This window comes from Pantoea sp. X-Soil-YNGN-844, from assembly GCF_059730595.1.
Genome location: NZ_AP036007.1, coordinates 659,832 through 684,929, shown reverse-complemented (window position 1 = coordinate 684,929; position 25,098 = coordinate 659,832). Strand labels below are relative to the sequence as shown.

Annotated in this window: 21 protein-coding genes; 4 read left to right on the top strand and 17 right to left on the bottom strand. The window is 55.4% G+C overall.

The genetic code is table 11. From position 1 onward, the window contains the following. Window positions 1–218: 218 nt before the first annotated feature. The gene (gene carB, locus AC6I8C_RS02990; protein WP_013356733.1) at window positions 219–3,446 is read right to left on the bottom strand and encodes a carbamoyl-phosphate synthase large subunit; all 3,228 of its coding nucleotides are present in this window, start codon (window positions 3,444–3,446) and stop codon (window positions 219–221) included. Window positions 3,447–3,460: 14 nt separating this feature from the next. Next, window positions 3,461–4,609 carry a glutamine-hydrolyzing carbamoyl-phosphate synthase small subunit gene (carA, locus tag AC6I8C_RS02985; protein WP_497821574.1) on the bottom strand — a complete coding sequence of 383 codons (1,149 nt, stop codon included), beginning with the start codon at window positions 4,607–4,609 and terminating at the stop codon, window positions 3,461–3,463. A gap of 115 nt (window positions 4,610–4,724) precedes the next feature. On the opposite strand from carA, the gene AC6I8C_RS02980 reads away from it, so the two are divergent. Further along, window positions 4,725–4,892: a hypothetical protein gene (locus tag AC6I8C_RS02980; RefSeq protein ID WP_497821573.1), complete on the top strand. Its 168-nt coding sequence runs from the start codon at window positions 4,725–4,727 to the stop codon at window positions 4,890–4,892. Window positions 4,893–5,078: 186 nt separating this feature from the next. Here AC6I8C_RS02980 and dapB read toward each other — a convergent pair whose 3' ends face one another. From dapB to ribF, 6 genes are all read right to left on the bottom strand, one after another. Next, complete coding sequence (dapB, locus tag AC6I8C_RS02975) at window positions 5,079–5,894, bottom strand: 4-hydroxy-tetrahydrodipicolinate reductase (protein ID WP_497821572.1); 816 nt, start codon at window positions 5,892–5,894, stop codon at window positions 5,079–5,081. 222 nt (window positions 5,895–6,116) lie between these two features. Further along, the gene (gene ispH / locus AC6I8C_RS02970) at window positions 6,117–7,070 is read right to left on the bottom strand and encodes a 4-hydroxy-3-methylbut-2-enyl diphosphate reductase (RefSeq protein ID WP_013356728.1); all 954 of its coding nucleotides are present in this window, start codon (window positions 7,068–7,070) and stop codon (window positions 6,117–6,119) included. Next, window positions 7,051–7,521, bottom strand: coding sequence for an FKBP-type peptidyl-prolyl cis-trans isomerase (gene fkpB, locus AC6I8C_RS02965; protein WP_497821571.1), 471 nt, complete (start codon window positions 7,519–7,521; stop codon window positions 7,051–7,053). Before fkpB ends, ispH begins: the two co-directional genes overlap by 20 nt. 3 nt (window positions 7,522–7,524) lie before the next feature. Continuing rightward, a complete protein-coding gene (gene lspA, locus AC6I8C_RS02960; RefSeq protein WP_150010885.1) occupies window positions 7,525–8,031 on the bottom strand; it encodes a signal peptidase II in 507 nt (168 codons plus the stop codon). Next, window positions 8,031–10,847, bottom strand: a complete 2,817-nt coding sequence (gene ileS, locus AC6I8C_RS02955; RefSeq protein ID WP_497821570.1) for an isoleucine--tRNA ligase — start codon at window positions 10,845–10,847, stop codon at window positions 8,031–8,033. Before ileS ends, lspA begins: the two co-directional genes overlap by 1 nt. A gap of 29 nt (window positions 10,848–10,876) precedes the next feature. After that, the gene (gene ribF / locus AC6I8C_RS02950) at window positions 10,877–11,806 is read right to left on the bottom strand and encodes a bifunctional riboflavin kinase/FAD synthetase (RefSeq protein WP_497821569.1); all 930 of its coding nucleotides are present in this window, start codon (window positions 11,804–11,806) and stop codon (window positions 10,877–10,879) included. A 306-nt stretch (window positions 11,807–12,112) separates the two neighbouring features. Between ribF and rpsT the strand changes: the two genes are divergently transcribed. Further along, window positions 12,113–12,376 carry a 30S ribosomal protein S20 gene (rpsT, locus tag AC6I8C_RS02945; RefSeq protein ID WP_008925553.1) on the top strand — a complete coding sequence of 88 codons (264 nt, stop codon included), beginning with the start codon at window positions 12,113–12,115 and terminating at the stop codon, window positions 12,374–12,376. Between the two features lie 36 nt (window positions 12,377–12,412). On the opposite strand, the gene nhaR is transcribed toward rpsT, so the two are convergent. The 4 genes from nhaR to dnaK all read right to left on the bottom strand — a co-directional run bounded on the left by nhaR (window position 12,413) and on the right by dnaK (window position 17,827). Next, on the bottom strand, window positions 12,413–13,321 hold the full coding sequence (nhaR, locus tag AC6I8C_RS02940) for a transcriptional activator NhaR (RefSeq protein WP_497821568.1): 909 nt from the start codon (window positions 13,319–13,321) through the stop codon (window positions 12,413–12,415). Window positions 13,322–13,329: 8 nt separating this feature from the next. Further along, complete coding sequence (gene nhaA, locus AC6I8C_RS02935; RefSeq protein ID WP_497821567.1) at window positions 13,330–14,502, bottom strand: Na+/H+ antiporter NhaA; 1,173 nt, start codon at window positions 14,500–14,502, stop codon at window positions 13,330–13,332. A 164-nt stretch (window positions 14,503–14,666) separates the two neighbouring features. Beyond that, complete coding sequence (gene dnaJ / locus AC6I8C_RS02930; protein WP_033781818.1) at window positions 14,667–15,812, bottom strand: molecular chaperone DnaJ; 1,146 nt, start codon at window positions 15,810–15,812, stop codon at window positions 14,667–14,669. Window positions 15,813–15,916: 104 nt separating this feature from the next. Then, window positions 15,917–17,827, bottom strand: coding sequence for a molecular chaperone DnaK (gene dnaK, locus AC6I8C_RS02925; protein ID WP_013356720.1), 1,911 nt, complete (start codon window positions 17,825–17,827; stop codon window positions 15,917–15,919). 303 nt (window positions 17,828–18,130) lie between these two features. On the opposite strand from dnaK, the gene satP reads away from it, so the two are divergent. After that, window positions 18,131–18,700: an acetate uptake transporter gene (satP, locus tag AC6I8C_RS02920; RefSeq protein ID WP_497821566.1), complete on the top strand. Its 570-nt coding sequence runs from the start codon at window positions 18,131–18,133 to the stop codon at window positions 18,698–18,700. A 50-nt stretch (window positions 18,701–18,750) separates the two neighbouring features. Here the strand turns inward: satP and AC6I8C_RS02915 are convergent, their stop codons facing one another. From AC6I8C_RS02915 to tal, 3 genes are all read right to left on the bottom strand, one after another. After that, window positions 18,751–20,058, bottom strand: coding sequence for an MFS transporter (locus AC6I8C_RS02915; protein WP_497821565.1), 1,308 nt, complete (start codon window positions 20,056–20,058; stop codon window positions 18,751–18,753). Between the two features lie 106 nt (window positions 20,059–20,164). Next, complete coding sequence (gene mog, locus AC6I8C_RS02910) at window positions 20,165–20,752, bottom strand: molybdopterin adenylyltransferase (RefSeq protein WP_033731492.1); 588 nt, start codon at window positions 20,750–20,752, stop codon at window positions 20,165–20,167. 125 nt (window positions 20,753–20,877) lie between these two features. Next, entirely contained in the window at window positions 20,878–21,831 is a 954-nt protein-coding gene (gene tal / locus AC6I8C_RS02905) for a transaldolase (RefSeq protein WP_013356716.1), read from the bottom strand. A gap of 209 nt (window positions 21,832–22,040) precedes the next feature. On the opposite strand from tal, the gene yaaA reads away from it, so the two are divergent. Beyond that, a complete protein-coding gene (yaaA, locus tag AC6I8C_RS02900) occupies window positions 22,041–22,814 on the top strand; it encodes a peroxide stress protein YaaA (RefSeq protein ID WP_497821564.1) in 774 nt (257 codons plus the stop codon). Window positions 22,815–22,879: 65 nt separating this feature from the next. Here the strand turns inward: yaaA and thrC are convergent, their stop codons facing one another. Then, window positions 22,880–24,163, bottom strand: coding sequence for a threonine synthase (gene thrC, locus AC6I8C_RS02895; RefSeq protein ID WP_497821563.1), 1,284 nt, complete (start codon window positions 24,161–24,163; stop codon window positions 22,880–22,882). A 3-nt stretch (window positions 24,164–24,166) separates the two neighbouring features. Continuing rightward, complete coding sequence (thrB, locus tag AC6I8C_RS02890; protein WP_013356712.1) at window positions 24,167–25,096, bottom strand: homoserine kinase; 930 nt, start codon at window positions 25,094–25,096, stop codon at window positions 24,167–24,169. Between the last annotated feature and the right edge of the window lie 2 nt (window positions 25,097–25,098).

Here is a 25,098-nt window from a genome sequence, read left to right as displayed (position 1 = left end):
GCGGCAGGCATAGTACTGGCGAAAAATCCGCACAGGAAGTCTTTATCTTATAAATTTGTGCGAACCGGCCTCATTCGCACCTAAAGCTAAAAATTTAAGCCAAATCAGTCACTTTAACGCAAATGCCTGGCTTTACCGGAACCTGAAATTCAGATTATCGCCAGAAAGGTGGCAAAAAAAACGGCTCCCGCAGGAGCCGTTTTTCACACTACATTATCTTACATCGCCTTTATCTGAGCATGCATTTCCTGAACGGAGATAACCTGTTCCGTCGGGTCAGCATTCAGCGCCATCGCGGTGGCGAAGCCGCCATTCAGCGTAGTGTCGTAGTGCACTTTATACTGCAGTGCGCTGCGGCGAATCAGCTTGGAATCTTCAATCGCCTGACGACCCGCCGTGGTATTGACGATGTAGCTATACTCGCCATTCTTCAGGCGGTCCTGAATGTGTGGACGTCCTTCATGAACCTTGTTGACCAGGCGCGGATTAATGCCCGCTTCGCCCAGCACCACCGCCGTGCCATGAGTCGCATCCAGTTCGAAACCAAACTTCTGCAGCTTCGCAGCCAGGTCGACGATACGTTTTTTGTCGCCTTCACGCACCGACAGCAGCGCACGGCCCGACTTCTTCATATTGCTCTGGGCGCCCAGCATCGCTTTGGAGAATGCCTCAGCGAACGTGCGGCCCACGCCCATGACTTCACCGGTAGAACGCATTTCTGGTCCCAGAATCGGGTCAACACCCTGGAACTTGTTGAACGGCAGAACCACTTCTTTGACCGAGTAATAAGGCGGAATCACCTCTTCCGTGACGCCCTGCTCTGCCAGTGTTTTACCTGCCATCACGCGCGCGGCCACTTTCGCCAGCGGTACGCCGGTCGCTTTAGAGACGAACGGAACGGTACGCGCCGCTCGTGGGTTAACTTCGATCAGGTAGACTTCATTGTCTTTCACCGCGAACTGAACGTTCATCAGGCCACGAACGTTCAGCTCAAACGCCAGCTTCTCAACCTGCTGGCGCATCACGTTCTGAATCTCCTGATTCAGCGTGTAGGCCGGCAGTGAACAGGCGGAGTCACCGGAGTGAACGCCAGCCTGCTCAATGTGTTCCATGATACCGCCAATCAGCACCCGCTCACCGTCGCAAATCGCATCCACATCCACTTCGACCGCATCATCCAGGAAGCGATCCAGCAGCACCGGCGCATCGTTGGAAACCGAAACCGCCGTCTGGAAGTAGCGTCTCAGGTCGATCTCGTCGTAGACGATCTCCATGGCACGGCCGCCCAGCACATAAGAAGGACGCACCACCAGCGGATAACCCAGGCCAGCGGCTTTCTCGACCGCCTGCTCCAGCGTCGCTACCGTGGCATTAGCCGGTTGCTTCAGTTTCAGGCGATCAACCGCCTGCTGGAAACGTTCACGATCTTCCGCACGGTCAATGGAATCCGGGCTGGTGCCGATAACCGGTACGCCTGCGGCTTCCAGCGCACGCGCCAGTTTCAGCGGGGTCTGACCGCCATACTGCACGATGACGCCTTTTGGCTGCTCAATCCGCACAATTTCCAGCACATCTTCCAGCGTGACCGGCTCAAAGTAGAGGCGGTCGGAGGTGTCATAATCGGTCGAGACCGTTTCCGGGTTACAGTTCACCATAATGGTCTGGTAACCATCTTCACGCAGCGCCAGAGCGGCATGAACACAGCAGTAGTCGAATTCGATACCCTGACCGATGCGGTTTGGTCCACCACCCAGAATCATGATTTTTTCGCGATCCGGACTCGGATTAGCTTCGCACTCCTCTTCATAGGTGGAGTACATGTAAGCGGTATCCGTCGCGAACTCTGCGGCGCAGGTGTCTACACGCTTATAAACCGGGTGCAGGTTAAACTGCTGACGCAGCTTGCGGATTTCGCTCTCTGCCACACCCGCCAGCGTCGCCAGCCGCGCATCAGCAAAGCCTTTGCGCTTCAGGGTACGCAGGAACGTGGCATCCAGGCTATTCACCCCTTCGCTTGCCACCTGATCTTCCAGCCGCACCAGCTCTTCAATCTGCACCAGGAACCAGCGGTCAATGTTGGTCAGATTGAACACGCCATCAACCGACATGCCAGCGCGGAAAGCGTCTGCGATGTACCAGATACGGTCTGAACCGGCATCTTTCAGCTCGCGGCGGATGCGGGTTAACGCTTCCGGATCGTCCAGGTGCACTTTCGGATCAAAGCCATTAGCGCCCACTTCCAGACCGCGCAGCGCTTTTTGCATCGATTCCTGGAATGTGCGGCCAATCGCCATCACTTCACCCACCGACTTCATCTGCGTGGTCAGGCGATCATTGGCACCGGCAAATTTTTCAAAGTTGAAACGCGGGATCTTGGTGACGACGTAGTCGATTGATGGCTCGAACGAGGCTGGCGTTAAGCCGCCGGTGATATCGTTCATCAGCTCGTCGAGGGTGTAGCCCACCGCCAGTTTGGCCGCCACTTTCGCAATCGGGAAGCCGGTCGCTTTAGAGGCCAGCGCCGAAGAGCGCGACACGCGTGGGTTCATCTCGATGACAATCAGGCGACCATCTTTCGGGTTAACCGAGAACTGCACGTTGGAGCCGCCGGTTTCAACACCGATTTCACGCAGTACCGCCAGCGAGGCGTTACGCATGATCTGATACTCTTTATCGGTCAGCGTCTGGGCAGGTGCGACCGTGATGGAGTCACCGGTGTGAATGCCCATCGCGTCGAAGTTTTCAATGGAGCAGACGATGATGCAGTTATCGTTCTTATCGCGCACCACTTCCATTTCATACTCTTTCCAGCCAATCAGCGACTCATCAATCAGCAGCTCATTGGTTGGTGAGAGGTCGAGACCGCGTTCGCAAATCTCTTCAAACTCTTCGCGGTTATAGGCGATGCCGCCACCGGTGCCGCCCATGGTAAAGGAGGGACGGATAATGCACGGAAAGCCCACATCTTCTGCCACGGCCAGCGCTTCTTCCATAGTGTGCGCAATGCCGGAGCGCGCGGTATCCAGACCGATACTTTTCATCGCCACGTCGAAGCGACGACGATCTTCCGCTTTGTCGATCGCATCAGCGGTCGCGCCAATCATCGTGACGCCAAACTCTTCCAGCACGCCATGGCGCTCCAGCTCCAGCGCACAGTTCAGCGCCGTCTGGCCACCCATGGTTGGCAGCACCGCATCCGGACGCTCTTTTTCGATGATTTTGCGCACCACTTCCCAGTGAATCGGCTCAATGTAGGTTGCATCGGCCATTTCCGGGTCGGTCATAATCGTCGCCGGGTTAGAGTTCACCAGAATGACGCGATAGCCCTCTTCTCGCAGCGCTTTACACGCCTGCGCACCGGAATAGTCAAATTCGCAGGCCTGGCCGATCACAATCGGACCGGCACCAAGAATCAGGATGGATTTTAGGTCTGTACGTTTTGGCATGAATTAGCTCCTGATTACTTCGCTTGCAGACGGAATGCGTCAATCAATTCAATAAAGTGGTCAAACAGCGGCGCAGCATCACCCGGTCCAGGGCTGGCTTCCGGGTGTCCCTGGAAGCTGAATGCAGGCTTGTCAGTGCGATGAATACCCTGGACGGTTTTATCGAACAGCGAAATGTGGGTCACACGCAGATTCGCGGGCAGATTGTTCTCATCGACTGCAAAACCGTGGTTCTGGGCGGTGATCATGACGCGATTGTTTTCGAGATCTTTCACCGGATGATTGCCGCCGTGGTGGCCGAGCTTCATCTTCACGGTCTTCGCTCCGCTGGCCAGCGCCAGCAACTGATGACCCAGGCAGATACCGAACACCGGGATCTCGGTTTTCAGGAAGGCCTGAATCGCGCTGATGGCGTAGTCGCACGGCTCCGGGTCGCCAGGACCGTTGGAGAGGAAAATGCCATCCGGGTTCAGCTTCAGGACCTCTTCGGCAGGTGTCTGTGCCGGAACCACGGTCAGACGGCAGCCGCGATCGACCAGCATACGCAGGATGTTGCGCTTAGCGCCGTAGTCGTAAGCCACCACATGGTAAGGCAGAGACTCCACAGCAGCCTGTTCTGGCAGACCCGCGTCCAGCGTCCAGCTGCCCTGCTGCCAGCTGTAAGTCTCTGTGGTGCAGACCTCTTTTGCCAGATCCATTCCTTTCAGTCCCGGGAACGCCTGGGCTTTTTGCAGCGCCAGCGCAGCATCCGGATTGTCGCCAGCAATAATGCAGCCGTTCTGCGCCCCTTTCTCACGCAGCAAGCGCGTCAGCTTGCGGGTATCGATATCGGCAATCGCCACGATGTTGTTGCGCTGCAGGTAAGCAGATAAGCCCTCTTCGCTACGGAAGTTGCTGGCAATCAGCGGCAGGTCACGAATAACCAGGCCCTGCGCGTGAATCTGGCTGGATTCTTCATCGGCGGCATTGGCACCGACATTACCGATATGGGGATAAGTGAGAGTAACGATTTGGCGGGAATAGGAAGGATCAGTGAGGATTTCTTGATAACCGGTCATTGAAGTGTTGAAAACGACTTCTCCCACTGCCGATCCTGTTGCCCCGATGGCCCGACCGTGGAATTGGGTTCCGTCTTCCAGAACCAGGATTGCTGACTTGATCAAAACATCCTCCAGGGAATAAACAGTCAATATATCTGCATATTAATTCAAAATAGCCGCCTGAATCAATGCAAAAACCGCCTGAATTGTCGATTTTTGGCAAATTGCGCGCATTCTAATGATCGCCCTGGGCATTGTCTACCCTGAAGCGGCATTTTTTAATGTTTATCTGCCTTATAAGGAAAAAAACGGGCATAAGCGGCAAAAAGAGGGGAAAACCCGGCGGAATAATCGTTTGCCAGGCAGCATAAAAACGAAACCGGCGCAGCAGGGCCTTTATTTTTGACCAAATGGTCAAAAATGGTGTTTCACAGGGTTACCGAACCCGAAAAACCGATACAAATAAGTACCAGAGATAGATTTTAATTCAGAATGGTATTTTTTAGGTAAAATTAAGGGCAATGAAAACATTGCCCCTTTTCAATCAATCAATTACCGATTGAAATAACCACATCACGATGGTTCGCAACACTTACAACATCGACAAATCCAGCACATCCCGCATATCGAACAGGCCGGATTTCTTATCTTTTAGCCACAAAGCTGACTTAACTGCGCCATTTGCAAAGGTCATACGGCTTGAAGCCTTGTGAGTAATCTCTACCCGCTCACCGATATCTGCAAAGATCGCTGTATGCTCACCGACAATGTCACCTGCGCGCACCGTCGCAAAACCGATAGTCTGCGGCTGACGTTCACCCGTGTGGCCTTCACGCGTATAGACTGCATGCTCATCCAGTTTCCACTGCATCGCGTCGGCTATCGCCTCACCCATCGCCAGCGCGGTGCCAGACGGCGCATCCACTTTATGACGGTGGTGTGCTTCAACGATCTCAATATCCGCGTACTCCCCCATCACTTTGGCAGCCTTCTCCAGTAGCTTCAGCACCAGGTTAACCCCCACGCTGAAGTTAGCGGCGAACACAATGGGGATATCTTCTGCCGCGGCACGAATGGCCGCTTTACCTGCTTCATCAAAACCGGTGGTGCCGATCACCATCGCTTTGCCCTGCTCACGGCAGATCGCCATATACTCCAGCGTGCCTTCCGGGCGGGTGAAGTCGACCAGCACATCAAAATCGTTAATCACCGCGCGTAAATCGTCAGCGATGATGATGCCATTTTTCCCGATGCCCGCTAATTCACCAGCGTCGCTGCCGGTCAGCGATGAGCCCGGGCGAGCCAGTGCCGCACCCAGTTCTGCGCCTTCTGCCTGCTGCGTCGCCTGAATCAGATTACGGCCCATACGGCCCGGCGCGCCCACAATAGCAATGCGGATAGTGTTCATATTTATTCATTCCTAAAACAAAACTATGCATCCAAAGCGTCATCAGGTTAACGATGAGTTAACAGTCACGCCACTATTAATCCGTGATAATAAGAATTTTATGCCAGCCGCCCGTGATTATCAGTAAAAGCAATCACCGCAGCAAATAACGACTTTTTTGTCAGATCCAAAAAACAAAAAAGGCCGAACAGAGTCGGCCTTTTTATCAGTTATATCGAAGAGTTACTGCACGTTACGTACTTCGACGCGCAGCTCTTTAGGCACTTCGAAAACAATATTCTCTTCACGGCCAATCAGCTCAATCGCCGCTTCACCGCCAAGCTCGCGCAGTCGCTGGATCACCTGCTGCACCAGAATATCGGGGGCTGAGGCACCTGCGGTTACACCAATACAGGCCACACCTTTTACCCACTCTTCCTGAATATCATCCGCAGAGTCGATCAGCTTCGCCAGTTTACCGGCACGCTGTGCCAGCTCAGCCAGTCGGTTAGAGTTCGAGGAGTTCTTCGAACCGACCACCAGCACCACTTCCGCATCTTTCGCCAGCGTACGAACGGCTTCCTGACGGTTGGTGGTGGCATAGCAGATATCATCTTTACGCGGCCCGATGATCGCAGGGAAACGCTGACGCAGGGCATCAATGATGTCAGAGGTGTCATCCACCGACAGCGTGGTCTGCGTCATGAAGCTCAGATTGTTTTCGTCTTTAACGGTCAGTCTGAAGACATCTTCCGGTGACTCCACCAGATACATGCCGCCATTAGGGTTGTTGTACTGCCCCATAGTGCCTTCAACCTCCGGATGACCCGCATGACCAATCAGTATCGCTTCCACACCTTTACGGCTGGCGCGCGCCACTTCCATATGCACTTTGGTTACCAGCGGACAGGTGGCGTCGAACAGCATGGTCAGATTGCGCGCTTTGGCTTCGGCACGCACTGCCTGTGAAACACCGTGCGCCGAGAAGATCAGAATCGCGTCATCCGGCACTTCGCTGATCTCTTCAATGAAGATAGCACCGCGCTCACGGAGGCTGTTCACCACGTAACGGTTATGCACCACCTCGTGACGAACATAGATGGGCGCGCCATACATCTCCAGCGCGCGCTCAACAATACTGATGGCGCGATCAACGCCAGCGCAGAAACCGCGCGGATTAGCTAACAGGATTTGCATCGTTCGCCTCCAGGGCCGGATCGATTTCCAACACCTCTACATCAAACTGAATACGACGACCTGCCAGCGGGTGGTTGAAATCCACGGTGATAGAATCACCGGAGACTTCACGGATCACGCCTGGCATTTCACTGCCGCCCATGCCGCTGAACAGCATGATGGCACCCACTTCCGGTTCACCTGCGTCGATAAAGTCCCGACGCGAGAAATACTGGATTAGGTCAGGACTGACGCCACCAAAGGCGTCTTCCGGTGCCAGAGTGAACTGTTTGGTTTCACCCGTTTTCAGCCCCAGCAGTGCCTGCTCAAGTGCTGCAGAGAGGCTGCCATCACCGAGACGGAACAGCGCGGGCTTGCCGTTTGCACGGGTCGATTCCGCCGTCGAGCCATCTTCCAGCTTCAGCGTAAAATGCACCAACACCGCGCTTTCGCGCTGTACGGACTCAGTCATCACTTACCCTTTCTGTTTAGCCTGTTTGCCGTTCGGGCTGAAAAAGCCCTCCAGCACCACCAATGCCGCACCAATACAGATGCCGCAGTCAGCGATATTAAATGTAGCGAAGTGCCAGTTACCGACATAAAAATCGATAAAATCGACCACAAAGCCATGGTACGAGCGATCGAACAGATTGCCTACCGCGCCGCCGATGATCAGGGCATAGGCAATGTTCGCGATCTTCTGGCTTGCATGATTACGGTACATCATCACGACTAGTGAGATCACGATAGCCAATGCGATGCCCGCAAAGAACCAGCGCTGCCAGCCACCTTTGTCAGCCAGGAAACTGAACGCCGCGCCGTAGTTGTGCGCGTAGAACAGATTCAGGTAGGGCATCAGTGGCTGGGTTTCATGCAGCATCATGTTGTTCATCACCCACTGCTTGCTGGCGAAGTCGACAACAATCACCACCAGCACCAGCCACAGCCAGCGCAATCCGGTTGATAAAATAGGTTTACGCATCAGGCAAATTCACGCTGTTCGCCGTCACCGGCTACGTTAGTGTAACAACGACCACAGACCTCAGCATGCTCAGGATTCTGTCCGACGTCGGTAGTGTAATGCCAGCAGCGCTGACATTTCTCGCCTTCCGCCTTGTGCAGCGCGATTTTCAGACCTTTCAGCCCTTCACTCTGCTGCGCTTCGTCGTTCGCCAGGGCGTAATCCGCCACCTGTGCGCCAGAGGTCAACAGCACAAAGCGCAGTTCATTGCCCAGCGCCTGCAGCTTAGCCGCCAGTTCCGGATCGGCATACAGCGTCACCGTGGCTTCCAGCGCGCCACCGATACGTTTATCCGCACGCGCCTGCTCAATTACCTTGTTCACTTCGCCACGCACTTTCAGCAGCTCAGCCCAGTAGGCGTCATTCAGCGCTTCATCTTCCGCCAGGCCAAACAGACCCTGATACCACTCTTCGGTGAAGACATACTGCGCGCGTTCACCTGGCAGGTAGCCCCAGATCTCATCCGCCGTAAAGGACATGATCGGTGCCATCCAGCGCACCAGCGCTTCAACGATATGCCACAGCGCGGTCTGGCAGCTGCGACGCGCCAGGCTATCGCCTTTCGCGGTGTACTGACGATCTTTAATGATGTCGAGATAGAAGCTGCCCATCTCAATCGAGCAGAACTGCATCAGACGCTGGATCACTTCGTGGAAATCGTAGTTCTCATAGGAGGCGACGATATCGGCCTGTGCCGCCTGTGCGCGACCCACTGCCCAGCGATCCACTACGACCATCTCTTCCGGTTTCACCAGATCGGTGGCCGGGTTGAAGCCGCTGAGGTTAGCCAGCAGGAAGCGTGCGGTGTTACGGATACGACGATAGGCATCGGCAGAGCGCTTGAGAATCTCATCGGAGACCGCCATTTCGCCTGAGTAGTCGGTTGAGGCCACCCACAGACGCAGAATATCAGCGCCCAGCTTGTTCATCACATCCTGCGGCGCAACGGTGTTGCCGATCGACTTTGACATCTTGCGGCCCTGACCATCCACGGTGAAACCATGTGTCAGTACCTGACGATAAGGCGCTTTGCCCTTCATCGCCGTGGAGATCATCAGCGAGGACATAAACCAGCCGCGATGCTGATCGGAACCTTCCAGATAGAGGTCAGGTGCATGTCCGCCAAATTCCGGACGCGCATCCACCACGGAGTAGCTGGTAGAACCGGAGTCAAACCAGACATCCAGCGTATCCGGCACTTTGACGTAATGATCGGCGTCGTCGCCCATCAGTTCGCGCGGATCGAGATCCCACCAGGCCTGAATGCCTTCCTGCTCAACGCGCTGCGCCACTTTCTCCATCAGCGCCAGCGTGTCCGGGTGCAGCTCTTCGCTCTCTTTATGAACGAACAGCGCCATTGGCACGCCCCACGTACGCTGACGGGAGATACACCAGTCAGGACGGTTCGCCACCATCGATTCGATACGCGCCTGGCCCCAGTCCGGGATCCACTGTACGCCTTTGATCTCTTTCAGCGACTGCGCACGCAGTCCTTTCTGATCCATGCTGATGAACCACTGCGGCGTGGCGCGGAAGATGATCGGCGTTTTGTGGCGCCAGCAGTGCGGGTAGCTGTGCAGCAGTTTCTCAACGTGTAGCAGCGCGCCTTTCTCTTTCAGCAGCTCAACGATCATGTCGTTGGCTTTAAAGACGTTAATCCCATCCAGCGTCGGATAAGTGCCGGGCAGGTAGCTGCCATCCGGTCCGACCGGATTCGCCGTTTCGATGCCATATTTCTGACCGATGACGTAGTCATCCGGACCGTGGCCCGGTGCGGTGTGAACTGCACCCGTACCCGCGTCCAGCGTCACGTGATCGCCCAGCACCACCAGCGACTCAATCGCCAGGAACGGGTGCTGGAATTTCTGCAGCTCCAGCGCAGCGCCTTTGCATTCGCCCAGTACCTGCCATTCACTGACACCGGCGCGCTTCATGACGCTCGCAACCAGCTCTTTCGCCAGGATCAGGGCGCGGCCCTCGATCTGGATCAGCTGGTATTCAAATTCAGGATGCAGAGAGATGGCGCGGTTAGCCGGTAATGTCCACGGCGTCGTTGTCCAGATCACCAGTGAGATCGGGCCATTGACCTGTGCTACGCCAAATGCCTGACGCACCGCGTCGGCATCGATGGCGTTGAACATAACATCAATTGACGGAGAGGTTTTGTCGTAATACTCGACTTCCGCTTCTGCCAGAGCAGAACGGCAATCCAGGCACCAGTGCACCGGCTTCGCGCCTTTGTGCAGGTGGCCGTTGCCGATGATTTTACCCAGCGCACGGATGATATTGGCTTCGGTACCGAAATCCATGGTCAGGTAAGGACGATCCCAGTCGCCCAGCACGCCCAGACGGATAAAGTCCGCCTTCTGGCCTTCAACCTGTTCAGCAGCGTACTTGCGACACGCGGCACGGAATTCAGCGGCGGTGACTTTCTCGCCTGGCTTGCCGATCATCTGCTCAACTTTGTGTTCGATTGGCAGACCGTGACAGTCCCAGCCCGGCACATACGGCGAGTCATAACCCGCCATGCCTTTCGACTTAACGATAATGTCTTTCAGAATCTTGTTAACAGAGTGACCAATATGAATGCTGCCGTTCGCATACGGAGGGCCATCATGCAGGATAAAGGTTTTTTTCCCTTTTTTGGCTTCGCGGATGATGCCGTACAGGTTGTCGGCATACCAGCGTTGCAACATTCCCGGTTCGCGTTTGGCCAGATCGCCACGCATCGGGAATCCCGTTTCCGGCAAATTCAGGGTAGATTTATAGTCACTCATCAGATTCTCGATTCCGTTTTTCGCTCAGGTTAAAGCAGCCCAAAGAACTGCCGGGCCGTTACCACATCGTTCGCAATTTGTTCTTTCAACGCCTCCAGTGAGGCAAAGCGCTGCTCGTTTCGTATTTTCTGTTTCAGCACCACATCAATGTGACGACCATAGAGATCCATATTGATGTCGAGCAGGTGAACTTCAAGCTGCTGGCGTAAACCTTTTACGGTCGGACGGGTGCCGATATTAGCAACACCCGGCAGTGGCTCGGGCGTCAGACCCTGGACCTCCACCGCATAGACCCCTTTCACCGGTGAGACGCTGCGGCGTAAAGGAAGGTTCGCAGTGGGAAACCCCAGCGTGCGTCCCAGTGCATCACCGTGCACGACGCGGCCGGAAATGGTGAAAGGATGACCTAACAGCGACTCCGCCAGCGCTAAATCATCTGCGGCCAGCGCCTGACGCACGGCGGTGCTGCTGATTCGCTTCCCGCCGTCACAGAAGGTTTCGGTGCTCACGACCTCAAAACCATACTCCGCACCGGCTTTCTGTAATAACAGGAAATCCCCCTGGCGACCAGCACCGAAGCGGAAATCATCGCCTACCGCGAGGTACTTTACGTCCAGCTTGTCGACCAGCAGATCACTGATAAAACGCTGGGCGGACAGGGCTGCGAAGCGACGGTCAAACCGCACACACAGCACTTTATCGACGCCGGCTTCCGCCATATAGCGCAGTTTTTCACGCAGGCGCGTCAGGCGTGCCGGGGCTTTATCACCGGCAAACAGCTCAAGCGGCTGTGGCTCAAACACCATGACCACGACCGGCAGATTACGCTTACGTCCCTCTTCACACAGACGGGACATCAGCGCCTGATGCCCGCGGTGTACACCATCGAAATTACCAATGGTCAGAACGCAGCCGCGATGCTGCTCGTTAAGATTATGAATACCGCGGATAAACTTCATGGCTGGCCCAAACCGGTGGAAATCGGCGGATTATACCCTTGAAAGCGACTCAGGTTAACCCGTCAGCACGCCTTTCATGCTTCAGGCGCTGCATTTCCTGTTACAGATGCGCATGTTAAGAATTTTGTCGCGAAATACTGTATTCAGCGAGGGGAAGCTGGTAGAATCTTGCGCCATCAAATACGTAACCGAGTGCTGCTCATAGAGCGACGCTTATTTGCACAAATCCATTGACAAAATCAGGTTAGAAGGGCATAGTCCTCGGCCTTTGATTTGTCTCTATAGAACACATTTGGGAGTTGGACCTTGGCTAATATCAAATCAGCTAAGAAACGCGCCGTAACATCTGAGAAACGCCGCAAGCATAACGCTAGCCGCCGCTCAATGATGCGTACCTTCGTTAAGAAAGTATACGCGGCGATCGCTTCAGGCGACAAAGCTGCTGCGCAGAACGCATTCAATGAAATGCAACCACTCGTGGATCGTCAGGCCGCTAAAGGTCTGATCCACAAGAACAAAGCTGCACGTTATAAATCAAACCTGACTGCACAGATCAACAAACTGGCTTAATCGCCCGTTGTTAATCGCTTTGTTGAAAAAGCCGGCTTACGCCGGTTTTTTTTCGTCTGTACTCTGGCGGGGAAAGAGTCCGCTGAAGTCAGCGTGACAGAGACGCTGCACCGCCGGATGCTGAATCATCCGCTCCGCGAAGAGGATGTGATACTCCTCTGACACCGCATCAAGCCGGCCAACTTCATAACTCCCCTCCTGCTGATCCCTGTCCAGCGCTGCTGCCACAAAAATCGCCTTCTGCCGCGCACCAAATGCGTTCATCAGGGCTGCATCATCAAACTCCCCGAGAATCTCTACCTGCAGTCCCTGAGTTGTGATCCAGTTGAGGATTTTGCGCCCCAGCATCGAGCGGCGACCCGGAATCAGCAGGGGATGCGTCTCAAGGCAGACCGGAAAAGAGAGATCGGTGATCGGCTGCGCGGACCAGAAGCTGATCGGGCACTCCCCCAGCTTCACCGAAAACAGCCCTTCCTGCTGGGTCGGATCGATGGAGCAGTCAGAGATAATCATATCCAGCTTATGCTGACTGAGCTGCTCCAGCAGCATTTCGTGGGTCGACTCAAAGCAGCGCAGGTGAATCTTCTCCCCGGCAGCCACTGCGGTCTCCAGCACCTTACTGACCAGTTGCTTAGAGAGCGCATCTGCCACGCCAACATCCAGCAGCAGATGGGACTCTTTGCGGTAGTTAACGATATCCAGCATCTCCTGACCCAGCATAAACATGCGGTCAGCGTAGCGGAACACCAGTTGCCCCAGTTCTGTCGGCACCAGCCCCCTCCCCTGACGCCGGAACAGCTTGCCCTGCAGGCGCTCTTCAAGCGCCTTAATCTGCCCGGTAATGGTCTGTGGCGTCAGCGAGAGGGCCTCTGCAGCACCCGTAATCGACCCCGCGCGGCAGGCGTGCCAGAAGTAGTAGAGGTGATTGTAATTAATGTGCGCCATAGGCTGCCCTACGCCGCACGCTGCTTCAGACGCCAGCCAAGGATCACATAGCCCAGCACCGCCGATAGAATCGAGCCTGACAGAATCCCCAGCTTCGCCAGCGTCATCAGTTCAGCACTGATGTCGCCATAGGCCAGCGAGGCGATAAATATCGACATGGTGAAACCAATACCGCACAGCACCCCTACCGCCGCAATATCTTTGATATGGGTATTTTCCGGCAGTCTGGCTATGCCGGTTTTGTCTGCCAGCCAGCAGAACAGCGTGATGCCCAGTGGCTTACCAATCAGCAGCCCGGCGATGATGCCCAGCGGCAGCAGCGAGAAGAGGCTGCCGAACGAAACGCCCGTCAGTGACACCCCCGCATTGGCAAAGGCAAACAGGGGCAGGATCACCCAGCGCACCCAGGGATGCAGCGCATGCTCAAGATGAATCGCCGGAGAGTGGCCCTCTTTCTTCGCCAGCGGGATCAGGAAGCCGACCACGACACCCGCCAGCGTCGCATGCACACCCGACTTCAGCACCGCCACCCACAGCACCAGCCCCACCAGCAGATAGAGGCCGGTGTTGCGCACGTTAAGCAGGTTCATCAGCGCCAGTACGGCAATGGCAGCGGCGGCTACGCCCAGCGAGGCCATCGAAAGGTGATGCGTGTAGAACAGCGCAATAATCACGATAGCCCCGAGGTCGTCGATAATCGCCAGCGCCATCAGGAAAATTTTCAGAGCAGGCGGCACGCGGCTTCCCAGCAGTGCCAGGATGCCCAGCGCAAAGGCAATATCGGTGGCGGTCGGGATCGCCCAGCCGCTGCGGGTAGCGGCATCGGCACCGTTAAACAGCAGAAAAATGATCGCCGGGGCGATCATGCCACCCAGCGCTGCAATCAGCGGGAACAGCGCCTGTTCACGTTTAGCCAGCGCACCCATCACCAGTTCGCGTTTGACCTCCAGTCCCACCATCAGGAAAAACAGCGCCATTAGCGCATCGTTAATCCACAGCAGCAGGTCTTTACTGATATCGAGACTGCCAAAGCGGAATTCCACCGGAATGGCCAGCAGATCGCGATATCCCTGTTGCGTGGCGTCGTTGTTGGCCAGCAGCATCGCCAGTACGGCAGCGATAATCAGCACCACACCGCCGGTGGCGTCGCTTTCCAGGATTTTTTTTAGTCTGATGTTCACACGTGTTGTCCTTAATCCAGAGTTCAATCAAAGGCCCTAAGAATAGCGGTAACAACAGCTCGAAAAAAACAGTTTATTTAGTGGGTATCACTCGGAAATAACGAATCGTGCAGGGCAGGCAAAAAAAAGCCAGCGGCAGGCGCTGGCTTTCAGAGTGGATGAGCTTAACGGGTTAAGTCATCAAAGAATTTTTTCACGCCGTCCAGGAAGCTCTTAGAGCGCGGGCTGTTGTGCTCGCCGCTTGGGCCGCCAAAACTCTCTTCCAGTTCACGCAACAGCGTTTTCTGTTTCTCATTCAGGCTGACCGGTGTTTCCACCACGACACGGCATAACAGGTCGCCGACTGCGCCGCCACGTACCGATTTGACGCCACGTCCACGCATGCGGAACAGCTTGCCGGTCTGGGTTTCTGACGGCACTTTCAGCTTCACGCGCCCATCCAGTGTCGGCACCTCAATCTCGCCGCCCAGTGCCGCCATCGCAAAGTTGATTGGCACTTCGCAGTAGAGGTTGTTCTCTTCACGCTCGAAGATCGGGTGTTTCTTCACCGATACCTGAACGTAAAGATCGCCGGCTGGTGCGCCCTGCTCACCTGCTTCACCTTCACCACTCAGACGAATGCGATCGCCGGTGTCGACCCCTGCCGGGATTTTCACTGACAGCGTTTTCGACTTTTCGACGCGGCCGTGACCATGACAGGCGTTGCACGGGTCTTTAATCACCGAGCCGCGACCGTGACAGGTCGGACAGGCCTGCTGAACGGTGAAGAAGCCCTGGCGCATCTGCACCTGGCCTGCACCGTGACAGGTTGAACAGGTTTGTGGCTGCGTTCCCGCTTTCGCGCCGCTGCCGTGGCAGACATCACACTCTTCCAGGGTTGGAATGCGGATCTCTTTGGTCACGCCGCGTACCGCTTCTTCCAGCGACAGCTCCATGTTGTAGCGTAAATCGGCGCCACGGGAGGCGCGCTGACGGCGTCCACCACCAAAGATGTCACCGAATACGTCGCCAAAGATATCGCTGAAGTCTGCACCGCCGCCACCAAAGCCGCCGCCACCGAATCCACCACCACCCATGCCGCCCTGTTCAAAGGCTGCATGACCATACTGATCGTAGGCCGCACGCTTCTGCGCATCGGTCAGGATTTCGTAGGCTTCCTTGACCTCTTTGAATTTAGCTTCGGCTTCTTTGTCACCGGGATTGCGGTCCGGGTGAAATTTCATTGCCAGGCGTTTGTAAGCCTTTTTGATTTCACGCTCGTCCGCGGATTTGGCGACGCCTAAAATCTCGTAGTAATCACTCTTCGCCATGTTTTTTTAGCCCTTAACATGATCGCACGGGCGTGGAGAGATCTCCTACGCCCGTGCTGGTTTCAACGGCTGTCAGGCCAACCGTCGCGCCCGGTCAGGGGCAATTATTTCTTGTTGTCTTTCACTTCTTCGAATTCAGCATCGACAACGTCGTCATCTTTCTTCGCTGACGCGTCACCGGCATCCGCTGCACCCGCCTGAGACTGCTGTGCTGCTTCCATCAGTTTGCCGGATACTTCCATCAGCGCCTGCATTTTGGCGTCGATTTCCGCTTTGTCTTCGCCTTTCAGCGCAGTTTCCAGCGCGGCCAGAGCGGCTTCGATTGGCGCTTTGTCATCAGCTGACAGTTTGTCGCCTGCTTCGTCCAGCTGCTTACGCGTGCTGTGGGCAATCTGGTCACCCTGGTTACGCGTCTGTACCAGCTCTTCGAACTTGCGGTCAGATTCAGCGTTCGCTTCTGCATCACGCACCATTTTCTGGATCTCTTCATCGCTCAGACCTGAAGAGGCTTTGATGGTGATCTTCTGCTCTTTACCGCTGTTCTTGTCTTTCGCCGATACATGCAGGATACCATCCGCATCGATGTCAAAGGTGACTTCGATCTGTGGCATACCGCGTGGCGCATTCTGGATACCGTCGAGGTTGAACTGGCCCAGTGACTTGTTGTCATTGGCGCGCTTACGCTCACCCTGCAGCACGTGAATGGTCACGGCTGACTGGTTATCTTCCGCCGTCGAGAAGACCTGGCTGTGCTTGGTTGGGATAGTGGTGTTCTTGCTGATCAGCGACGTCATCACGCCACCCATGGTTTCGATACCCAGTGACAGCGGGGTAACGTCCAGCAGCAGCACGTCTTTCACGTCGCCACCCAGTACACCACCCTGAACCGCAGCACCAACGGCAACAGCTTCGTCCGGGTTCACGTCTTTACGTGGCTCTTTGCCGAAGAACTCGGTCACTTTCGCCTGAACCAGTGGCATACGGGTCTGACCACCCACCAGGATAACGTCGTTGATGTCTGAAACAGACAGGCCCGCATCCTGCAGCGCAACTTTCAGAGGCGCGATTGAGCGTGCAACCAGATCTTCAACCAGTGACTCCAGTTTAGAGCGGGTCACTTTGATGTTCAGGTGCTTAGGACCAGTCGCATCTGCCGTGATGTATGGCAGGTTAACGTCGGTCTGCTGTGCAGAAGAAAGTTCGATTTTCGCTTTCTCTGCCGCTTCTTTCAGACGCTGCATCGCCAATGGATCGTTGTGCAGATCGATGCCCTGATCTTTCTTGAATTCAGCAACCAGATAGTTAATCAGGCGGCTGTCGAAGTCTTCACCACCCAGGTGGGTATCACCGTTGGTTGCCAGAACTTCAAAGGTTTTTTCGCCGTCAACTTCGTCGATCTCGATGATTGAGATATCGAAGGTACCGCCACCCAGGTCATAAACCGCGATGGTGCGGTTGCCCTGGCCTTTGTCCAGACCGTATGCCAGTGCTGCAGCAGTCGGTTCGTTAATGATACGTTTGACTTCCAGACCCGCGATACGGCCGGCATCTTTGGTCGCCTGACGCTGCGCATCGTTGAAGTAGGCCGGTACGGTAATAACCGCTTCGGTCACTGGCTCACCGAGGTAATCTTCGGCGGTCTTTTTCATTTTCTTCAGCACTTCAGCAGAGATCTGCGGTGGTGCCATTCTCTGGCCTTTCACTTCCAGCCAGGCGTCGCCGTTGTCAGCGCCGGTGATTTTGTATGGCATGATTTTAATATCACGCTGCACTTCTTCGTCCTGGAAACGACGACCGATCAGACGCTTGATTGCGAACAGGGTATTCTGCGGGTTGGTCACTGCCTGACGTTTAGCCGGTTGACCAACCAGAATTTCGCCATCCTGTGTATACGCAATAATTGAAGGCGTGGTGCGATCGCCCTCGGCATTTTCCAGCACGCGTGCTTTAGTGCCATCCATGATCGCAACACAAGAGTTGGTTGTACCCAGGTCAATACCAATAATCTTACCCATCTAAACATCTCCCACTTAAATTCGTTGCCAATTTGGGTTGTGAACCTTTTATGTGGGCGGGTTGTTTGCATTCAACCTGCCAGCACATGCTTTTTTTCCAACGTTCACAACGCTCGATGACAAGTAAATGGGGCCGCTTCGATGCGCATCAAGGGCTAAACCAAAAAAAATTTTCTACCTCTGGTCCTGCCGGGATCAAAGAACACGGTTAACCCACTGAATATGATGCGTCGCCTTGCTCCTTTCTGTGAGCAGGCTGAAGTCCTTTTATTTCATTAACGATCATCTTACTGCCGAGGAACTATGGCAAATTCAACGCTGGCTAATCCTGCCCCGCTGGGCTTAATGGGATTTGGCATGACAACCATTTTGCTGAACCTGCACAACACGGGTCTGTTTGACATGGACGTGGCAATTTTAGCGATGGGGATTTTTTATGGCGGGATCGCGCAGGTGCTGGCCGGTCTGCTGGAATTTAAAAAGAACAACACCTTTGGGCTGACCGCCTTTACCTCTTACGGCATGTTCTGGTTAAGCTTTGTGGCGATCCTGCTGTTACCGCAGATGGGTCTGGCGAAAGCGCCTGATGAACGCTTCCTGGGTACATGGCTGGCACTGTGGGGCATCTTCACGCTGTTTATGTTTATCGGCACGCTGAAAGGTGCGCGGATGCTGCAGTTTGTCTTTGGCTCGCTCACCCTGCTGTTTCTGCTGCTGGCCGTAGCTCACCTTCTGCACCAGCCTTCGCTGGTCGTGTCTGCGGGTTGGGTCGGAATCATCTGTGGTGCCAGTGCCTGCTATCTGGCAATGGGTGAAGTGCTGAACGAAACCTTTGGCCGCACTCTTCTGCCAATTGGCGCAAAGGCGCTTTAAGCCTGCTTCACGCCTGAAAAAGACGCGGAGCCTGGCTCCGCGTTTCCCTGTTACAACGTCTTAACGCCCTGCTGCAGGTCCGGCTCATGGCTGACATCACGCCGCAGCCAGATACCGGTCAGCAATCCCACCAGCGCCAGCGCCATTACATACCAGCACGGCCCCATCACGGAGATATTCATCAGCAGCGACACAAAAATCGGGGTCAGCCCGCCAAAGATGGCATAGGAAAGGTTGTAGGAAAACGAGAGGCCGGTAAAACGCACCTCTGCCGGGAAGGCACGCACCATCACAAAGGGCACGACGCCGACAATACCGACGCTCAGACCTGCCGCGCCATAGAGCAGAAAGAGTTGCTGCGGATAGAGGGCAGTCAGGTGATAGAACTGCCAGCTACAGAGTGCCAGCAGCAGGCTGCCGACACATAACGTACGACTGGCACCAAAACGATCGACAGCGAGTCCGGCAACAATGCAACCAATGCAGAGCATCACGGTGGCGATACTGTTGGCCTGCAGGGTCAGCGCGGGCGCAATGCTCAGCTGCTTTTGCAGCCAGACCGGCGACATCAGGATCACGACCACGATGCAGGCGGAGAGCAGCCAGGTCAGCAGCATGGAGATCACAACCGACTTTTTATGCTCCGCCAGCACCGTCTTCAGCGGCAGGGTTTCAGCCAGCGCTTTACGCTGCTGCATCTCAACAAACACCGGCGTCTCATGCAGCCAGCGCCGCAGGTACATTGCGAGCAGACCAAACACGCCACCGAGGAAGAACGGAATACGCCAGCCGCCGTCATGAATCGCCTGCTGCGACATTGAGGTATTAATCAGCGTCGCCACCAAAGAGCCCAGTAAAATGCCGATAGTCAGCCCGGCTGTCAGTGTGCCACAGGCGATGCCGATACGTTTGTAAGGCACGTGCTCAGCGACAAACACCCACGCGCCAGGCACTTCACCGCCAATCGCAGCGCCCTGCAACATCCGCATCAACAGCATCAGCAGTGGCGCAGCAATGCCAATCGTCTGCCAGGTGGGTAAAGCGCCCATCATAAGGGTTGGCAGCGCCATCAGCAGAATACTCAGGCTGAACATCTTTTTGCGCCCGAGCTTGTCGCCAAAATGCGCCATCACGATGCCACCCAGCGGACGTGCCAGATAGCCTGCGGCAAAAATGGCAAACGTCTGCAGCTGACGCAGCCATTCCGGGATATCGGAGGGGAAGAAGAGCTCGCCAATCACGGTGGCGAAGAAAACAAAGATGATGAAGTCGTAAAATTCCAGCGCGCCGCCCAGCGCGGCCAGCGCCAGGGTTTTGTAATCCTTACCGGTCAGACGCTGCGTGTAAGTCGGATTCATAATAGTCCAGAGGCAAAAGAGACAAGGTTGTAAAGATACCCTTACTATATCGTCAATCTTTTGCCACACCAGCAGGACTATAGCTTATGCCTGAAATGCGGAATATTTAGTTATTTATCTCACGAATGGCGCTTTTAGGCCGAAATGCTGCTACCACGTCGGGATGCGTTTCAACGTAAGGTCCTTCCAGCAGCTGTAAACAATAAGGTACAGAAGCAAAGATACCGTGAACTTTTACCTTACCCTGCTCATCTTTCAGCCCTTCCAGCGTCTCTTTGATCGACTTCGGCTGACCGGGCAGATTGAGGATAAGCGACTGTTTGCGGATTACCCCAACCTGACGCGACAGAATCGCGGTCGGCACGAACTGCAGGCTGATCTGGCGCATCTGCTCGCCAAAGCCGGGCATTTCCCGATCGGCCACGGCTAAGGTGGCATCGGGCGTGACATCGCGTCGGGCCGGACCGGTGCCGCCGGTGGTTAACACCAGATGGCAAAAGCGTTCATCGACCAGCTCGCAAATGGCGTGCTCAATCATCGGCTGCTCGTCCGGTACCAGCCGGGACTCAATCTCAAACGGGCTGCTGATTGCGCTGCCAAGCCAGCTCTCCAGCGCGGGGATCCCCTGATCCTGATAGATGCCGTTCGCGGCGCGATCGGAGACCGAGATCAGGCCAATGCGTAATGTATTCATGATGAGCTTCGCTGTGATTTACCGCGGTGCGGTGGAGTAAACGGGGAATAGCAGAAAGGATAATATAAAGTGAAAGGGTCGGAAAAGAGAAAACCGTGGCAGCCTGCGCCGCCACGGTCAGCAGATTACAGCAGTTCTGCCAGCATCTTCTCAAGTTTGCCCTGATCAACGGCAAAGTTGCGGATCCCTTCTGCCAGCTTAGCCACCGCCATTGGATCCTGGTTGTGCTGCCACAGGAACTCAGACTCAGTCATGCGGGCCGGACGCGCTTTCACTTCACCGCTGTAGCTCAGTTTACGCTCCAGGGTGCCTTCGCTCTCTGCCAGCTCTTTCAGCAGCGCAGGCGAAATAGTCAGACGGTCACAGCCAGCCAGCTCAATGATTTCACCGACGTTACGGAAGCTCGCGCCCATCACCACGGTTTCATAGCCGTGCTGCTTGTAGTAGTTATAGATTTCAGAGACTGAAACCACACCTGGATCTTCGTGCGCGGCATACTCTTTCTTGTCGGTGTTAGCTTTGTACCAGTCGAGGATACGGCCAACGAACGGAGAGATCAGGAACACGCCCGCTTCGGCACAGGCACGCGCCTGAGCAAAGGAGAACAGCAGGGTCAGGTTACAGTTGATGCCCTCTTTTTCCAGCTGCTCTGCAGCACGGATGCCCTGCCAGGTAGAGGCCAGTTTGATCAGGATGCGGTCATTGCTGATACCGGCATCATTGTAGAGTTTGATCAGGCTGCGCGCTTTCGCGATGCTGCCTTCAGTGTCGTAAGAGAGACGCGCATCGACTTCAGTCGAGATACGGCCTGGGATCAGTTTCAGAATTTCCAGACCAATGTTCACGGCCAGCTTGTCAGAAACCAGCTGCAGCTGCTCTTCTTTGTTGCTGCTCTGCTCACGCGCCCAGCCGATCGCTTCATCGATCAGTTTACGGTATTCAGGTATTTGTGCGGCGTTAAGAATCAGAGAAGGGTTGGTGGTAGCGTCCTGCGGCTGATACAGCTTCATAGCTGCGATATCACCGGTGTCGGCGACGACGGTGGTGAGCTGGCGCAGGGAGGTAAGTTTGTCCGTCATGTTCTTTTCTCTTAGTTAACTGTCAGTGTGAAAAAAGGCTGTTGGGATAATATCACGCGCCAACGGTCGCGCAAGGTCAGGGAATGCCGTTTACGATAGCGCGAACAAATAGGTGTGATTCGTCATTCTTTGCGGCTTTTTTGGTACACTGCAGAGCCTGATAAGCAGCCAATGCCCTGTTAAACCAGGCATTAACCGAGGAAGCAACAATGTTGATGGTGATCTCTCCTGCCAAGACGCTCGATTATGAAAGCCCGCTGGCGACCACGCGTTTTACCCAGCCTGCGCTGTTAGAAAAATCACAACAGCTGATTGAGATTGCGCGCGAGCTGTCACCCGCCAGCATCGCCTCGTTAATGGGTATCAGCGACAAACTGGCGCACCTCAATGCCGAACGGTTTAACAGCTGGCAACCCGATTTTTCTCCGCAGAATGCCCGTCAGGCCATTCTGGCGTTCAAAGGTGATGTCTACACGGGTCTGCAGGCCGAAACCTTCAGCGATGAGGATTTCAGCTTTGCTCAGCAGCACCTGCGCATGCTGTCAGGCCTGTATGGCGTGTTGCGTCCGCTCGATCTCATGCAGCCTTACCGGCTGGAGATGGGGATTCGCCTGGCGAATCCGGCGGGCAAAGATCTCTACACCTTCTGGGGCGATCTCATCACTGAAACGCTGAATGCCGCGCTGGCGGAACAGGGTGATGAGATACTGATTAACCTCGCCTCGGACGAATATTTCAGAGCCGTTAAGCCGAAGACGCTGAAGGCACAAATGATTAAGCCGGTATTTCTCGACGAGAAGAATGGCAGCTATAAAGTGATTAGCTTCTACGCCAAAAAGGCGCGTGGATTAATGAGCCGTTATGTGATTCAGCAGCGCCTGACAAAGCCGGAGCAGCTTAAGGCGTTTGATCTGGATGGCTATGGTTTTGATGCGGCCAGCAGCAGCGAAAGCGAACTGGTCTTTAAGCGCGCGGAGCAGTAATACCCCGCGCGCGTAGTGTACTCTCTGCAAATGGGCTTCCCGTCACCGGGAAGCCATTCACAGCACTACTTCAGCAGGAACGCACGCAGTGAGGCGAAGTCCACCTTCATCTCGTGCGACAGGAGCGGCAGGTCGGCGCGCTCCGCTAACTCCGGCGGCAGCGTCAGTGTCTGTTCAAGGATCGCTTCCACGCTTTCGCGGAATTTCGCAGGGTGCGCAGTCCCAAGGAACACACCATATTCCCCTTCCTGCAGCTGATCGCGCAGCAGACGCCAGGCGATAGCGGCATGTGGCTCGGAAACGTAGCCAATCTCAGCCAGTTCACGCATTGCGGTGCGCGTAGTCTCATCAGAGACCGCACCACAGGCGAGATCGGTTAAGCGCCAGGTTTTACGGCGGAACAGCTCTTCCACACGCGGCCAGTTATTCGGCTGGCTGACGTCCATCGCATTCGACAGCGTAGAGACCGTCAGATTAGGCTGCCATTCGCCATTGCCAAGGAAGCGCGGCACCGTGTCATTGGCGTTGGTGGCCGCGATAAAGCGCTTGATCGGCAGGCCCAGCGATTTCGCCAGCAGACCGGCGGTCAAATCACCAAAGTTGCCGCTCGGCACGGAGACCACCAGCTGATTACGTTTTTCCTGCGGCAGCTGCGCGACTGCTTCAAAGTAGTAGCAGATCTGCGCCAGCAGGCGGCTGATGTTGATGGAGTTTGCCGAGTTCAGACCAATCGTCTTTTTCAGCTCTTCATCATCAAACGCCTGTTTCACCAGCGACTGACAGGCATCAAAATCGCCGTCGATAGCGATGGTTTCGATGTTGCCGCCCAGGGTACAGAAGAGTTTCTCCTGCAGCGGACTGATTTTGCCCTGCGGATAAAGGATCACCACGCGCACGTTCTTCATGCCGTAGAACGCATGCGCCACGGCCGCGCCGGTATCACCGGAGGTGGCGGTCAGAATGGTGATCTGCTCATCGGAGCCTGAGACATACGACAACATCTGCGCCATAAAACGGCCGCCAAAGTCTTTAAACGCCAGCGTCGGACCGTGGAACAGCTCCAGACAGGCGATATCTTCGCTGACGGCTTTCACCGGGGCCGGGAAGGCAAAAGCGGCTTTAACACGCTCATGCAGCTGATGGGCCGGAATCTCGTCGCCAATGAAAGCCGAGAGAATTTTGCTGCTGCGGCTGACAAAATCCATCTCCAGCATCGCGTCGATGTCGGTCAGTTCAAACTCTGGCAGTTCCAGCGGAAAGAACAGACCCTGCTGCGATCCCAGACCCTGTTTCACCGCCTGGGCGAAGCTGACCTGCTCGTTGTGATCCTTAAGATTGTAGAGTTTCATGCGTTATCCCAATTGTCGTGCGCCAGCCGTGTCGAGACGGCAGATATGGACGAAGCCTTCATCATTCTGCAGATAGTGCTGGCTCAGCCAGTCAGCCATCCGCTGTGCCGTTTCCATCTGATTGCAAACGGCGAAAAGTGTCGGACCAGAGCCGGAGATACCGCACGCCAGTGCGCCAATCTCTTTCGCGGCCTGCCGCGCCTCGGCGAAGCCTGGCAACAGCCGGGTCCGGTAGGGTTCGGCAATCACATCCTGCATAAGTTTAGCTGCCAGCTGCGGCTGACGCGTATGGCAGGCGTGAATGAAGCCGGCCAGCAGGCGGCCATGCTTAATACAGTCCTCTTTGCGGTACTGCGCCGGTAAAATGGCGCGCGCTTCGGCAGTCGACACTTTAATGCCCGGATAGGCCATCACCCACAGCCAGTCGTCAAAGCCTGGCACCGCCTGGCTGATGATGTCATTCTCCTGCAGCATTAGCTGAATGCCGCCGAGGAAGCAGGGAGCGACATTATCATAATGTACGCTGCCGGAGATCCGCCCTTCCAGCTCACCCATCAGCGTCAGTAGCGTGCTGTCGCTGAGTGGCTTACCGCAAAACTCATTCATCGCCATTAAACCGGCTACTACTGAACAGGCGCTGGAGCCCAGACCGGAGCCGATGGGCATATTCTTCTCCAGGGTCATCGCCACCGGGATCTCTTTGCCAATCGCCTCGCAGAAACGCTGCCAGCACTGATAAACGATATTTTCTTTAGGATCGGCGGGCAGTTTACTGACAAAACGTCCGGCGTTGGTCAGTGAAAACTGCTCTGCCGCTTCCACGGAGACGCAGTCACCCAGCAGGGAGCCATCTACCGGCGAAACCGCCGCGCCCAGCACATCGAACCCGACGCTGACGTTACCAATCGAGGCCGGTGCGTAAATTTTTACCATGA